Genomic DNA, 13,021 nt, shown 5'->3' with positions numbered 1-13,021 from the left:
GGATCAGCTCAGGCCATCGACGGTGGTGCGGACCTGGGAGATGATGTCGGCGGGGATCGGCGCGTAGTCGGCCTCGGCGAGGATCTTCTGGCCTTCCTCGGAGGCGATGTAGCGCAGGAACGCCTTGGTGGCGGGCAGCGTCTCGGCTTTGTTGCCCTTGTCGCAGACGATCTCGTAGGTGACGAGGACCATCGGGTAGGCGCCCTCGGCCTTGGTGCCGTAGTTCAGCTGCAGCGCGAGGTCCTTGCCCGTGCCGACGACCTTGGCCTCGGAGATGGCCTTGGTGGCGTTCTCGACGGTGGCCTTGACCGGCTGGGCGGCGCCCGTGTCGAGGTCGACGGTCTTCAGGCCGTCCTTGGCGTACGACAGCTCGAAGTAGCCGATGGCGCCGTTGGTCTGCTTCACCTGCTGGGCGACGCCGGAGGAGCCGGAGGCGGACTGGCCGCCCTTGGCCTGCCAGGTCTTGCCGCCGTCGTAGGGCCAGTCCTTCTTGGCGGTGTCGATCAGGTACTTGGTGAAGTTGTCCGTGGTGCCGGAGTCGTCCGAGCGGTGGAACGCCTGGATCTTGAGGTCCGGGAGCTTCGCGTCGGGGTTCAGCTTCTGGATCTGCGGGTCGTTCCAGTTGGTGATCTCGTTGTTGAAGATCTTCGCAAGCGTCGCCGCGTCCAGGACGAGGTTGTCGACGCCGTTGACGTTGTAACCGACCGCGATCGGACCGCCGACCATCGGCAGGTTGATGCCCTGGCCGCCGGTGCAGACCTTCTTGGAGGCCGTGACCTCGTCGGGCTTCAGCGCGGAGTCGGAACCGGCGAAGGCGACCTGGCCCTGGGTGAACGCGGTGACACCGGCGCCGGAGCCGCCGCCCTTGTAGTTGATCTGCGTGCCCTGGCAGGCAGCGGTGAACTGCTTGACCCAGGCGTCGATCGCGTTCTTCTGCGCGGACGAGCCGTCGGCCAGCAGCTGGCCCTTGGCGTCGTCGCACTTGATGCTGCCGGGCTTGGCGGCCGCGGACGAGCCGCCGCTGCTGGTGCCGGTGTCGTCGGAGCCGCACGCCGTGAGGGCCAGGGCGCCGGAGACGGCGAGAGCACCGAGAGCGAGGGCCCGCCGGTTCATGCGCTGAAGCTTCACTTGAGTTCCTTCCAGGAGCCGCCGTCCTGAATTCGGCGGCGTGCGGAGAGTCCGGGTGACGCGCGACGCTGACACGCGGCAGGCGCGGTTCGCGTCGGGTAAGGCTGAAATTAGGCAGATCAGGTGAAGCGGCCAATGGCCACGAATGAACGCGGGGTGAACCCCTGCCGAAGGTGTGGTTAGGTCACGGAATGCTTACGGGGAGCGCATGTACGGGTTCCGCTTTCTAAGCGGGTAACGCGAGCAGCGCGTCGACCAGGGGGCGGTCGTGGGGCTGTGTGAGCCGGGCGCGGGCGGCGGCGGGTGTCAGCCACAGGACCCGGTCCACCTCGTCCGTCGGGGAGAAATCGCAGGTGGTCGCCTCGGCCGCCCAGTAGCGGACCTGCTTGGGGCGGCCGTTCGCGAGGTAGTGCTGGGTGGGCAGCTCGGAGCCCGGCACGGCCTGGCAGCCCGTCTCCTCCGCCACTTCGCGCAGGGCACCGGCGAGTGCCTCCTCGTCGCGCTTGAGTTTGCCCTTGGGCCAGGACCAGTCGTCGTATTTCGGCCGGTGGACGAGGCAGACCTCGAGCTCGCCCGTGACGGGGGAGCGGCGCCACAGGACGCAGCCGGCCGCCTGAACAGTGGTGTCTTCGGGGGAGCTCACCTGACCGCCTCCTCGGTGGCGTGGCCGGTCATGACGTGCCGACGGTCTCCTTCTGCCAGCACTGCTGGAACGCGAAACGCGCCGCCTCGACCTCATGGCGCTGGTCGGCGTGGAGCACGCCGAGGGCGTACGCCGTCGCGGGGGCGATGCGCGGGGTACGGGCCGCCTGGGCCGCCGCTGCCGCCGCCTCCGAGGCGTCGCGGTGGCGGTTCAGGGCCTGCCCGGCGGAGAGCAGGCGCAGGTCGACGACGGGGGTGCCGTCGGACTCGTCGGCGGGGGCGCCGCCCGGTTCGGCGCGCAGGGCCTCGCGGGCGTAGCGGTGCAGGCGCAGGAGCAGGCGGACCTGGTGCCAGGGAGCGTCCTGCGGGTGCGGGACCGTGTCCGGGGACAGGCCGTGCACGAGGGCCGAGGCGTTGTACGGGTTTCCCGCGGTGACGAGAGGGAGGGCGGCCACGGCGTCCGTGAGGCGCCCCTCGGCCGTCGTGGCGAGGGGGCGCAGGTCGGTGGTGCCGGCGGCCTTGGTGAGGGGGACCTCGCTGGCCAGGACGGCGACCTTGTCGGCGACGGCGTGGAAGCGGCTGCTTCCCAGGGCCTGCAGCGCCGTGGAGTGGGCCCGGGTGCGGGCGAGGTTGAGCTGGCGGTCGAGAAGGGCGCCCGCTTTCGCCGCGCCCACGGTGAGATTGCCGCGTTCCGGTGCCGAGGTCGGGTGGGCCGGTGCACCGGTCTTGGCGGATGCCGTCGGGTGTTCCGGCGCCGAGGTCGCGCGACCAGGGGCACCGGCCTTGGCGGGTGGCGCCGCGCCTGCCTGCTGGGCCGGGAACGCCGTGGAGCCCGACAGGCGGTGCAGCGCGCTCAGCAGGCGCTCCAGACGGGAGGTGTACGCGTGTTCCATGGCCAGGGTCCCCGAGACCCAGGCCAGTTCCGGGCGCATGCCCTCGGACCAGTCCGTGTCGAGGAGGGACTGGAACGTGTGCAGGCTGGCGCTGATACGGCGGGCCGAGCGGCGCAGGGCGCGCGCCGCGTCGGCGGATCCCTCCGAGGCGCCCGCGCCCGACCCCGTCTCGCGGTGCAGGCGCAGCGCCCGGAGAAACTCCATGGCCTGGGCCCGCAAGTAGCCCGCGAGGGCGTCCCCGGTGGGGGCGGGGCCTGCCAGGGGGGTCGTCGGGTCAAGGTGTCGCTGTGCCACGCCGGCGCCTCCGCGCGTCTATGAGCATCTCCTGGACGTTGCGCAGGGGCTGGCCGTCCGCGTCGGTCGCATGCCGGGTCCAGTCGCCGTCCGGGCCGAGGTGCCAGGAGGCGGTGCCGTCGGACATACCGGTCTCCAGCAGCCGGTTCAGGGCCGCCCGGTGGGCCGGGTCGGTGACCCTGACCAGGGCCTCTATCCGGCGGTCGAGGTTGCGGTGCATCATGTCGGCGCTGCCGATCCACACCTCGGGCTCGCCGCCGTTGCCGAAGCCGAACACCCGGGAGTGCTCCAGGAAGCGGCCGAGGATCGAGCGGACCCGGATGTTCTCCGACAGGCCCGCGACGCCCGGGCGCAGCGCGCAGATGCCGCGCACCCACACGTCCACCGGCACGCCCGCCTGGGCGGCGCGGTAGCAGGCGTCGATGACGGCCTCGTCGACCATCGAGTTGACCTTGATGCGGACGTGCGCGGGCCGTCCCGCGCGGTGGTGCTGTATCTCCTTGGTGATCCGCGCGACCAGGCCGTCGCGCAGCGACTTGGGGGCGACCAGGAGACGGCGGTAGGTCTCCCGGCGGGAGTAGCCGGAGAGACGGTTGAAGAGGTCCGAGAGGTCCGCGCCGACCTGCGGGTCGGCCGTGAGCAGGCCGAGGTCCTCGTAGAGGCGGGCCGTCTTCGGGTGGTAGTTGCCGGTGCCGACGTGGCTGTAGCGGCGGAGCGTGTCGCCCTCCTGGCGGACCACCAGCGACAGCTTGCAGTGGGTCTTCAGGCCGACCAGGCCGTAGACCACGTGGCAGCCGGACTCCTCCAGCTTGCGCGCCCACTTGATGTTGGCGTGCTCGTCGAAGCGGGCCTTGATCTCGACCAGGACCAGGACCTGCTTGCCGGACTCGGCGGCCTCGATGAGGGCGTCGACTATGGGGGAGTCGCCCGAGGTCCGGTACAGGGTCTGCTTGATCGCGAGGACGTCCGGGTCGCCGGCCGCCTGCTCCAGGAAGGCCTGGACGGAGGTGGAGAACGAGTCGTACGGGTGGTGCAGCAGGACGTCCCGCTCCCGCAGCGCGGCGAAGATGTCCGGCGCGGACGCCGACTCGACCTCGGCGAGATCGCGGTGGGTGCCGGCGACGAACTTGCGGTACTTCAGCTCAGGCCGCTCCAGGGAGGCGATCCGGAACAGGCCCGTGAGGTCCAGCGGACCCGGCAGCGGGTACACCTCGGCCTCGCTGATCTTCAGCTCGCGCACCAGCAGGTCCAGGACCTCGCGGTCGATGGACTCCTCGACCTCCAGGCGCACCGGCGGCCCGAAGCGGCGCCGCATGAGCTCCTTCTCCAGGGCCTGGAGCAGGTTCTCCGCGTCGTCCTCCTCGACCTCCAGGTCCTCGTTCCTGGTCAGGCGGAAGGCGTGGTGCTCCAGGACCTCCATGCCCGGGAACAGCTCCTCCAGGTGGGCGGCGATGACGTCCTCGATGGGGACGTAGCGGCCCGGGGAGCTCTCCAGGAAGCGGGACAGCAGCGGCGGCACCTTCACGCGCGCGAAGTGCTTGTGGCCCGTGACCGGGTTCCGTACGACGACGGCCAGGTTCAGGGACAGGCCGGAGATGTACGGGAAGGGGTGCGCGGGGTCGACCGCCAGCGGGGTCAGCACGGGGAAGATCTGGTGCCGGAACAGGGTGAACAGGCGGGCCTGCTCCTTCTCCTGCAGCTCGTTCCAGCGGACCAGGTGGACGCCCTCCTCCGCGAGGGCGGGGGCGACGTCCTCGTGGTAGCAGGCGGCGTGCCGGGCCATGAGCTCGCGCGAGCGGGCCCAGATCATCTCCAGCACCTCGCGGGGCTGGAGGCCGGAGGCGGAGAGGGTGGCCACGCCGGTGGCGATGCGGCGCTTCAGTCCGGCCACCCGGACCATGAAGAACTCGTCCAGGTTGCTGGCGAAGATCGCGAGGAAGTTGGCCCGCTCCAGCAGGGGGGTGTTCGGGTCCTCGGCGAGTTCGAGAACGCGCTCGTTGAACGCGAGCCAGCTGCGTTCCCGGTCGAGGAACCGGCCCTGCGGCAGCTGGGGCCCGTCGTACGGCGACTCCTCGTACGCGTCGAGGTCGGCATCGATGTCGGGTTCGAGGTCGGAGACGGCCGCCGCGATGGTGTGCGGGCGGTGGGCCGCGATGGAGCCCACGGAGGGCTGCGCGTGCTGGACCTGTGCCTGGGTGTTCGGCTGGCTCATGGACCCATTCTTCCGCGCCGCGAGCATCACGGGCGCGTCGGACAGCGCGGGCGGGATCGGGGACGTCACATGAGTGTTCCCGTTCCCCGCAGGCCCCTGACGGGGTGGCGAAGGCTCTGGCACGGCGGGATTCATTGACCGACTGTCGCAAGCTCGTCTGAATCGATGGTTACGGAGACATGACGTGCGGGATAGCGGGGGGCGGCTCGCGGGGGTTTTGGAGTCCGCCCACAGGCTGTGGACGGTCCTGGGCATCCTGACGGACCGGTTTCCGCCGCCCGCCCAGGGGGGTCGGAAAGTCGTGCGTGGTTTCGTGAACCGCTCGCACCGGGTCGTCCGATGAGGAGACGTGAGCGAAACGAGAAGCGACGGGGAGCTGCTGCGGGCCATCGCCGTGGACGCCGACCGGCGTGCCTTCGAGGAGCTGTACCGGCGGTACGCGCCGTGGCTCCGGGCCCGGTTGCGGGGGCGGTGCGCCGATGCGGGGGTCGTCGACGACGTCGTCCAGGAGACGTTCCTCGCGGTGTGGCGGGGCAAGGCCCGCTATCGGGAGGACGAGTGCTCCGCGGACGCGGCCGGGTGGCTGTGGCGCATCGGGTCGCGGCGGCTGGTGGACGCGCTGCGCGGTGACGGGGCACGGGGGCGGTTGCGCCAGGCCCTGGCGCGGCTGCGGCACCGGGACGAGGCGTCGGCGGAGGAACGCGTGCTCGCGGGGGTGGAGCACGGGGACCTCGCCGGTGCCCTCGTCCGGCTGTCGCCGGAATTGCGGGCGGTGCTGCAGGCGACGGTCATCGACGGGCTCACCACCCGGGAGGCGGCCGTACTGCTCGGGATTCCGCCGGGGACGGTCAAGACGCGGGCGATGCGGGCCCGCAAGCAGTTGCGGGAGGCGTTGGCATGAGTTGGCATGTGCCGGAAGAGGACTTGCGCGCCTATGCGCGGGGGGAGTTGGCGGCGCCCGCCCTGTGGTCCGCCGATGCGCACCTGGGGGCCTGCGCCCGGTGCCGGGCGGTCCTGGGCGAGGTCGGTGACCCGGTCGCCCTCGACGCGGGGTGGGAGCGGCTCGACGCCGAGCTCGACGCGCCCCGGGTGGGGGTGCTGGAGTCGCTGCTCGTGCGGGTCGGGGTGGCCGGGCACACCGCGCGGCTGCTGGCCGCGGCGCCGGTGCTGCGGCGGTCCTGGCTGGGCGCCGTCGTCGCCGTGCTGCTGCTGAGCGTGGGGGCGGGGCATCTGGTGCGGGGCGGGGAGTCCCTCACGCTGTTCCTCGCGCTCACGCCGCTGCTGCCGCTGGCCGGGGTGGCGTTGGCGTACGGGCCCGCGCTGGATCCGACGTACGAGATGGCCGTCGTCGCGCCGATGCACGGGTTCCGGCTGCTGATGATCCGGACCGTGGCCGTGCTGGGCGTGGTGCTGGGCCTGAACGGGCTGGCGACCCTCGCGCTGCCCGCGTATGGGCTGCGTGCCCTGGCCTGGCTGCTGCCCGCGCTGGCGCTCACCGCGACCGGGCTCGCGCTGACGCCCCGGCTGGGGCCGGTGCTGGCGCCGTCGCTGGCCGGCGGGGCGTGGGTCGGGCTGCTGTTGCTGGCCGATGGCCTGCGAGCGGGGTCCGAGGTGCCGCTCGCGCCGTTCACCGCGGCCGGGCAGGGCGTGGCGGCGGCGGTCGCCGCGCTCGCCGCCGGGCTGCTCTTTGTGCTTCGTGACCGATTCGACCTCTTCCAGGGACGTGCCGTATGACCCCGACCGTGTCCGCCTCCGGGCTCAGCCTCCGCTACGGAGGCACCCGCGCCCTCGACGACGTGTCGCTGCGGCTGTCCGCAGGCGTCACCGGGCTGCTCGGGCCCAACGGCGCCGGCAAGACCACGCTGCTGCGGGTGCTCGCCACGGCCCTGCCCGCCGACCGGGGCGCCTTCACCGTGCTCGGACATGACCCGGGCACCGCGCGGGGCCGCCAGGAGGTGCGGCGCCGGCTGGGCTATCTGCCGCAGACACCGGGGTTCCACCCGGATTTCACGGCCTTCGAGTTCGTCGACTACGTGGCGATCCTGAAGGAGATGACCGGCCGGACCGCCCGGCACCGGGAGGTGCGGCGGGTGCTGGAAGAGGTGGGACTGGCCGACGTACGCGGGAAACGGATCCGGAAACTGTCCGGCGGCATGCGGCAGCGGGTGGCTCTCGGTGCCGCCCTGGTCGGCGATCCGGGGTTCCTGGTGCTCGACGAGCCCACCGTCGGGCTCGATCCCGAACAGCGCATGCGGTTCCGGGAGTTGATCGCGGGGGCCGGGGAGGGGCGCACGGTGCTGCTGTCCACCCACCAGACGGAGGACGTGGCGATGCTCTGCCACCGTGTGCTGGTCATGGCCGGTGGCCGGGTGCGGTTCGAAGGCACTCCGGCCGAGCTGACCGCGCGGGCCGCGGGACGGGTGTGGAGCAGCACGGAGCGGGACCCGGGCGCGAAGGCGGGATGGCGCACGGGAACCGGGACCTTCCGGAACGTGGGGGATCCGCCGGACGGGGCCGAGCTTCTCGAACCCACCCTGGAGGACGGCTATCTGCTCACCCTCGACGGTGACGCCGTGGAGGTGGCGGCATGACCGCGGTGCTGGAGAAGCCCGTCGCGTCCGACGAGCGGGCCGAGCCGGGCGGGCCGTGGGCCGCCGTGGCCGCCCTGACCGTGTTCGAGACGCGTCGGCTGCTGACGAGGCTTCCGTTGATCGTCGCCTTCCTCGTGTTCATCGGCTGGACCGTGTGGCGCTCCGGCAGGGACGGGGACGGCTTCCCGGCCCTCCAGGACGTCGACCGCGCCACCCAGAGCGCGCCGATGCTCGTCGGGCTCGCGGTGCTGCTGTGCGTCAATCGTGCCGTGCTGCGCTCGCGGAGGCACGGGACGGAACATCACTTCGCGGTGCTGCTCCTGCAGCCGTGGCGGCGTACGGTCGCCCACGCGCTGTCGGTCGTCGCCGCGGCCCTGCTCACGGCCCTGTGCGTGGCCGCTCAGTTCGGCCGGGAGGCGCTCCGGCCCGGCGCGATCGGGCACGGGTCGGTGAGCGAACTGCTCGTGGGGCCGCTGACCGTGCTGCTGTTCGGGATGATCGGGCTGCTCATGGCAGGGCTGGTGCGGTCCGCGCTCGCGGCGCCGCTGCTGGTCGTGTTCCTCCTGTTCCTGTTCCTCTTCTTCTCGGGCATGAGCTACGGCGGGAGCCGGTGGCTGCTGCCGGTGGTCGTCGATGCGACCCCCAACACCCTGCCGTCCGACCTGCTGGGCCGGCCCGCCGCCTGGCACGCCCTGTACCTGGCCGGGCTGGCGCTGTGCGTGGGTCTGGTGGCGGTGCTGGCCGCCGGTGGCCGCAAGCCGGCGGTGCTGGCCGGTGTCGCCGGGGCGCTGGCCATGACGCTGGTGGGCGGGGTGGCCCAGGCGGGCGGCGATTCGCCCGAGCTGGTCCGGGCCCGGGAGCGGGCCTCGGCCGACCCCGAGGTGCAGTCCTGCGTTCGGCGGGACGGGGCCACGTACTGCGTGTTCCCCGAGTGGGGGCCGCGGGTCGGGGACTGGGCCGGGGTCGTGGACCGGGTGCGGTCCCTGGCCGGAGGCGGCGCGCAGGACCAGAAGATCGTCGTACGGCAGCAGATCGAGGCACGCTACGGCCTCACCAGCGACAGTGCGCTGACGCCGCTGGAGCGTCCGCACGAGGTGACGGTGGGCACCGCGTGGGGCGGCAACCGCGTCCCCGAGTTCTCGGCCGCCGTCGCCGGGGTGCTGGTCGCGGGGAACGAGAAGGCCTCGACCTCGATGTGCGACGGCCGCATCGTCACCGTGATGTGGCTGGCCCTGGGCTGGGAGTCCGACCCGATGGCCGCGCTGCGCCGCGTCCGCCTCGACGACAGCGACACCGGCTCGGCCCTCGTGCTTCAGCCGACGGACGGGCTGTCCATGAACGCGGCCCAGACGGAGGTGCTGCGGGAGCTGCTGGCGCGACCCCGGGGCGAGGTCACGGCGAGGGTGAAGTCCCACTGGGCCGAACTGACCGCGCCGAAGGTGACGGCGGCCAGGGCCGCTGAACTGCTGGGTGTGGCCGCACCCGAGGAGGAGGACAAGTGCTCCGGCTGAGCGGGGAGTTGGTCGTCGCCGTCTGCCGGACCCTGCCGTGGGGTCTGGTCGGGGCGGCCGGCGGCACGGGGCTGCTGATGGCCGCGATGTCGCGGGCGTCCGGCGAGGCGGGCGAGTGGCTCGCGCTGCCTCTCCTGCGGGCGGCGATCCTGGCCTTCGCGGTGGGGCTGGTGTTCCTTCTGGACGACCCGGCCCGGCACACCACGGCGACCGTGCCGACCCCGCGCCCGGTCCGTGTCGCGCTGCGGGTGGCACTCGTCGTGCCGGTCGCGGCGGCCTGGTGGGCGGTGGCGCTGCTGCTGGTGCCGCGGGAGCTGCGGCCGCCGGTCGCCGACATCACGCTGGAGGCCGGGGCGGCCTTCGCCCTGGCGGTGGCCGGTGCGGTGGCCGCGGTGCGCTGCAGCGATCTCGCCCGGCCCGGACCGCGGGTCGCGGGCGGTCTGCTGACCTCGGCGGTGCTGGCTCTGCTGTTCTGGCCCGGGCGGTGGGCGCTGTTCGTGCCGGTGCAGGACGAGCGGTGGGTGGCGGCGCACGATCGGTGGGTGGTGGTGCTGGTCGGGGCGGTGCTTGTGGGGCTGCTGGGGGTGGGGGAGCCGTTGCGGCGGTGGTCGTGGGCGGTGGTGCGTGGGCGGTGACGGGTTCTGTGGGCGGTGACGGGTTCTGTGGGGGGCTGGTCCTGGGCGTTGGTGCCGGAGGCGGGGCGTTCGCAGCCCGGCGGAGCGGGGTCCCGCTGCGCCCCCCGTGCCGCCCCTCGCGGCACGCATGCCCGCAGCTCAGCGGCGCGATTGCCTGCAGCTAGGCATGCCCTGCCGTGCCACCTCGGCGAACATCGGCCTCAGCTTCTGCGCGCCGAGAGCATCGAGTACTCCGTGTGGTTGTGCAGATGGACGAAGGAGTTCGGCATCTCCGCATGAAAGCCGGTGCTGCGGCACAGGATCAAACAACGGACACGCCCGTCAGGACAACCGCAGGTTGTGCACCTAGGCTGTCGGCGTGGATCTCAAAGCCGTACGGGCCTTCGTCGCCATCGCCGACTCCGGGCAGTTCCAGAAGGCCGCGGTGGATCTGGACCTCACCCAGCAAGCCGTCTCCAAGCGGATCGCCGCGCTGGAGAAGGACCTCGGGGTGCGGCTGCTCGTGCGCACGGCCCGGGGAGCGGAGCTCACCATCGACGGGCAGGCGCTCCTGCCGCACGCCCGGGCCCTGCTCCGGGCCGAGGAGCGGGCCGTGGCCGCCGTGAGCCCCGGGGACCGTGCGCTACGGGTGGACATCGTGGGGCGCCGGGTCGCCACGGCCGGACTGGTACGGGACTTCCACCTGGCGCATCCGGGGATCACCCTGGACGTCGTCACGCTGTTCGGCGCGGACACGGCGCTGGCCGCGGTGCGGGACGGGGCCGTCGACGCCACGTTCCGTGCCGTCACCATGCCCGGGCACCGGCTCCCCGACGGCGTCGAAGCCGTCCCGGTCCTCGACGAGCCGCTGCGGCTGTGCGTCGGCCCCGGCCACGAGTTCGCCCGGGCCGCCTCGGTGACACCCGCGCGACTGGCCGGGCACCGGATCTGGATGCCGGGCAACGAACCCGGCACGGAGTGGGCCGCGTACTACGACGAACTCGCCGCGACCTTCGGCCCGACCATCGACACCATCGGCCCCAACTTCGGCATCGAGGCACTCCTGGACACCATCGCGGCCTCTCCGACCCTGTCGACGTTCCTCAGCGAACGCACCCCGCTCGTCTGGCCGACCGGCCACGACCTGCGCCTCGTCCCCGTGCGCGACCCGATGCCGGTCTACCCGCACTCACTGCTGTGGCGCACGGACAACCCACACCCCGGGCTGGCGGCCCTCCGCGATCACCTGCTGGCGACGCGCCCGCGCCCGACCGAGGGGGAGACCTGGCGGCCGTCGTGGGCGCAGCCTGTGCGGTGAGCGGAGGCTAGGACCGTCCCTGGGGGCGGGGCGCGGCCGGGCGCCGGGTGGCGTGGAGGGATCCGAGGAGTCCCAGGGCCTGGGCGCTGGGGCTGCCCGGCTCGGCGTGGTAGATGACGAGCTGCTGGCCGGGCGCGTCCCGCACGTCGAACGCCTGGTAGGTGAGAGTGAGGGCGCCGACGTCCGGGTGGAGGAGGTGCTTGGCGTCCTGGGTCTTGCCGCGCACGGTGTGGGCGTTCCACAGGTGGGTGAACTCCGCGCTCTGCTCGGTGAGGGTGCCGACCAGTGCACGCAGCCGGGGGGCGTCCGGGTCGAAGCCCGCCGCGTTGCGCAGGTTGGCGACGGTGGCCTGGGACGCCCGGTCCCAGTCCGTGTAGAAGCGCCGGCCCGCGGGGTCGAGGAACGTCATGCGCGCCAGGTTGTCCGCCGGGTCGAACGGCGCGTAGAGGGCGTCGGCCAGGGCGTTGGTGGCGAGGATGTCCAGCGTCCGGTCGAGGACGAAGGCGGGGGTGTTCGGGTAGCCGTCCAGCAGCTGGCACAGCGCGGGGCTGACCGAGTCGGCGGTGTGTACGGCGACATGGTCGCCCGGAGCGGCCCCGGCCAGCCGGTACAGGTGCGCGCGGGCATCCGCGTCGAGCCGCAGCGCGCGGCTGAGGGCGTCGAGCACCTGGGGTGAGGGATTGCGTTCGCGTCCCTGCTCCAGGCGCGTGTAGTAGTCGGCGCTCATTCCGGCAAGGACGGCGACCTCCTCACGGCGCAGTCCGGCGACCCTGCGGGTCCCGTAGCCGGCCATGCCGACGTCCTCCGGCCGCTGATCGGCACGGCGTGTGCGGAGGAAGTCGCCCAGGTGGTTGTCAGCCATGCGTCCAGGCTAGGCATGGGGTCCTGGCGCTGCCTGGGTGTGCCGCACCCAGGCAGCGTGCGGCCTGGGCGACGGACCTCGGCCTGCCCACTCTCGGTGGAGAACGACGACAGACGCGAATGAGCGCGCTGATCGAAGAACCGAGGAGAGGAGCTGAGCACCGCCATGACGGGACGACTGGCAGGAAAGACGGCGCTGATCACCGGCGCAACAGGTGGCATCGGCCGGGCCACCGCGGAGCTGTTCGCCCGCGAAGGAGCGCGTCTCATGGTCACAGACGCCGCCGCCGAAGCCGCAGCGGACCTCGCGGCACGGCTGCGGAGCTACGGCGCCGAGGCCGTGGGCATCGGCCTGGACGTGACCTCGGCACAGCACTGGGGCGAGGCCGTCGCCCGGGTCGAGCAGCACTTCACGGGGCTGGAGGTACTGGTGAACATCGCGGGCGTCGTGGACTGGCCCGGTGTCGAAGATACCGATCGTCAGGCGTGGGACCGGGTGATCGCGGTCAACCAGACAGGCACCTGGCTGGGCATGAAGACGGCCATGCCGTTGCTGCGCGCGAGCGGCAACGGCTCGGTGATCAACACCTCGTCCGTCCTGGGACTGATCGGCAGCGGGGCTGCCGCCGCATACCAGGCGTCCAAGGGAGCGGTACGCCTGCTCACCAAGACCGCCGCGGTGGAGTACGCGACTCGGGGTGTCCGCGTGAACTCCGTGCACCCGGGCGTCATCGCCACCCCGATGATCCAGGAGATCCTCGACGCGGAGGGGGATCAGCAGCCCGATATCGCGCGGACCCCGATGCGGCGGGCCGGCCGCCCCGAGGAGATCGCACCCACGATGCTGTTCCTGGCCGGCGACGAGTCCTCGTTCGTCACGGGGGCGGAGTTCGTCGTCGACGGCGGACTCACCGCGCACTGATCCGCCGGCTCACCGGTCTTGGCCTCGCCCGGCTC

General features: G+C 72.6%; 12 protein-coding genes. 7 read left to right on the top strand and 5 right to left on the bottom strand.

What is annotated here, in order from left to right; genetic code table 11:
* Positions 1-3: 3 nt before the first annotated feature.
* From pstS to ACQEV8_RS20345, 4 genes are all read right to left on the bottom strand, one after another.
* The gene (pstS, locus tag ACQEV8_RS20360; RefSeq protein ID WP_432962230.1) at positions 4-1,128 is read right to left on the bottom strand and encodes a phosphate ABC transporter substrate-binding protein PstS; all 1,125 of its coding nucleotides are present in this window, start codon (positions 1,126-1,128) and stop codon (positions 4-6) included.
* Positions 1,129-1,354: 226 nt separating this feature from the next.
* Complete coding sequence (locus ACQEV8_RS20355; protein ID WP_432962228.1) at positions 1,355-1,771, bottom strand: NUDIX hydrolase; 417 nt, start codon at positions 1,769-1,771, stop codon at positions 1,355-1,357.
* A 28-nt stretch (positions 1,772-1,799) separates the two neighbouring features.
* Positions 1,800-2,957 carry a CHAD domain-containing protein gene (locus ACQEV8_RS20350; RefSeq protein WP_432962226.1) on the bottom strand — a complete coding sequence of 386 codons (1,158 nt, stop codon included), beginning with the start codon at positions 2,955-2,957 and terminating at the stop codon, positions 1,800-1,802.
* Positions 2,938-5,304: an RNA degradosome polyphosphate kinase gene (locus ACQEV8_RS20345; RefSeq protein ID WP_432962224.1), complete on the bottom strand. Its 2,367-nt coding sequence runs from the start codon at positions 5,302-5,304 to the stop codon at positions 2,938-2,940. Before ACQEV8_RS20345 ends, ACQEV8_RS20350 begins: the two co-directional genes overlap by 20 nt.
* Positions 5,305-5,518: 214 nt before the next feature.
* Here ACQEV8_RS20345 and ACQEV8_RS20340 point away from each other — a divergent pair, with 214 nt between their 5' ends.
* The 6 genes from ACQEV8_RS20340 to ACQEV8_RS20315 all read left to right on the top strand — a co-directional run bounded on the left by ACQEV8_RS20340 (position 5,519) and on the right by ACQEV8_RS20315 (position 11,203).
* Positions 5,519-6,070: an RNA polymerase sigma factor gene (locus ACQEV8_RS20340; protein ID WP_432962222.1), complete on the top strand. Its 552-nt coding sequence runs from the start codon at positions 5,519-5,521 to the stop codon at positions 6,068-6,070.
* Positions 6,067-6,903 (top strand): zf-HC2 domain-containing protein, encoded by an 837-nt coding sequence (locus ACQEV8_RS20335; RefSeq protein WP_432962220.1) that lies wholly within the window; start codon positions 6,067-6,069, stop codon positions 6,901-6,903. Before ACQEV8_RS20340 ends, ACQEV8_RS20335 begins: the two co-directional genes overlap by 4 nt.
* The gene (locus ACQEV8_RS20330; RefSeq protein ID WP_432962218.1) at positions 6,900-7,760 is read left to right on the top strand and encodes an ABC transporter ATP-binding protein; all 861 of its coding nucleotides are present in this window, start codon (positions 6,900-6,902) and stop codon (positions 7,758-7,760) included. Before ACQEV8_RS20335 ends, ACQEV8_RS20330 begins: the two co-directional genes overlap by 4 nt.
* A complete protein-coding gene (locus ACQEV8_RS20325) occupies positions 7,757-9,271 on the top strand; it encodes an ABC transporter permease (protein WP_432962216.1) in 1,515 nt (504 codons plus the stop codon). The genes ACQEV8_RS20330 and ACQEV8_RS20325 overlap by 4 nt, the downstream gene beginning before the upstream one ends.
* Positions 9,259-9,906, top strand: a complete 648-nt coding sequence (locus tag ACQEV8_RS20320) for an ABC transporter (protein ID WP_432962214.1) — start codon at positions 9,259-9,261, stop codon at positions 9,904-9,906. Before ACQEV8_RS20325 ends, ACQEV8_RS20320 begins: the two co-directional genes overlap by 13 nt.
* Before the next feature lie 358 nt (positions 9,907-10,264).
* Positions 10,265-11,203 (top strand): LysR family transcriptional regulator, encoded by a 939-nt coding sequence (locus ACQEV8_RS20315; RefSeq protein WP_432962212.1) that lies wholly within the window; start codon positions 10,265-10,267, stop codon positions 11,201-11,203.
* Between the two features lie 7 nt (positions 11,204-11,210).
* Here ACQEV8_RS20315 and ACQEV8_RS20310 read toward each other — a convergent pair whose 3' ends face one another.
* Positions 11,211-12,065 carry a helix-turn-helix transcriptional regulator gene (locus ACQEV8_RS20310; protein WP_432962209.1) on the bottom strand — a complete coding sequence of 285 codons (855 nt, stop codon included), beginning with the start codon at positions 12,063-12,065 and terminating at the stop codon, positions 11,211-11,213.
* A gap of 165 nt (positions 12,066-12,230) precedes the next feature.
* On the opposite strand from ACQEV8_RS20310, the gene ACQEV8_RS20305 reads away from it, so the two are divergent.
* Positions 12,231-12,986, top strand: coding sequence for an SDR family NAD(P)-dependent oxidoreductase (locus tag ACQEV8_RS20305; protein ID WP_432962206.1), 756 nt, complete (start codon positions 12,231-12,233; stop codon positions 12,984-12,986).
* Positions 12,987-13,021 lie beyond the last annotated feature (35 nt).

It is taken from the genome of Streptomyces sp. CA-179760, assembly GCF_050937045.1.
Classification (GTDB): Bacteria; Actinomycetota; Actinomycetes; order Streptomycetales; family Streptomycetaceae; genus Streptomyces.
The sequence above is the reverse complement of the archived record's forward strand: the minus strand, read 5'-3'. Positions and strand labels throughout refer to the sequence as shown.

Excerpts from the sequence above, each read along its gene's own strand:
- ACQEV8_RS20345 (WP_432962224.1), bottom strand. The coding sequence starts at position 5,304 with ATGAATCCCGCCGTGCCAGAGCCTTCGCCACCCCGTCAGGGGCCTGCG.
- ACQEV8_RS20335 (WP_432962220.1), top strand. The coding sequence starts at position 6,067 with ATGAGTTGGCATGTGCCGGAAGAGGACTTGCGCGCCTATGCGCGGGGG.
- ACQEV8_RS20330 (WP_432962218.1), top strand. The coding sequence starts at position 6,900 with ATGACCCCGACCGTGTCCGCCTCCGGGCTCAGCCTCCGCTACGGAGGC.
- ACQEV8_RS20325 (WP_432962216.1), top strand. The coding sequence starts at position 7,757 with ATGACCGCGGTGCTGGAGAAGCCCGTCGCGTCCGACGAGCGGGCCGAG.
- ACQEV8_RS20310 (WP_432962209.1), bottom strand. The coding sequence starts at position 12,065 with ATGGCTGACAACCACCTGGGCGACTTCCTCCGCACACGCCGTGCCGAT.
- ACQEV8_RS20305 (WP_432962206.1), top strand. The coding sequence starts at position 12,231 with ATGACGGGACGACTGGCAGGAAAGACGGCGCTGATCACCGGCGCAACA.